The organism is Staphylococcus sp. AC872 (genome assembly GCF_979255425.1).
On the sequence record NZ_CEEDKW010000081.1, the window covers coordinates 1 to 245 of the forward strand.

At 69.8% G+C, this 245-nt stretch carries 1 protein-coding gene; it reads left to right on the forward strand.

The window, feature by feature from the left end; translation table 11 throughout:
* Positions 1 to 45: 45 nt before the first annotated feature.
* Positions 46 to 245 (forward strand): hypothetical protein (locus ACZ267_RS13005; protein ID WP_463680364.1); only part of this gene is annotated, 200 nt, incomplete at its 3' end.

Below are 245 nucleotides of genomic sequence, written 5' to 3' on the forward strand. Positions count from 1 at the left end.
GGCGGGAACGGCGCTGCGTCCCGACGACTCATCGGAGCCGGTCTGGTGACAGCCCCGACCGCGTTGGTGACGGGGTGGGCGACGTGGTCGACGCTCAACGAGCAGCAGCGCCGAGTCGGACTGGTACACGCCGGTACCAACGCCGTGGCGTTGACACTCTTCGCCGCGTCGTACAAGCGTCGCGCGAAGGACCCGGTCGCATCGCCGCCGGACACGACGTCGAAGGCGCTGGCACTCGCGGGATT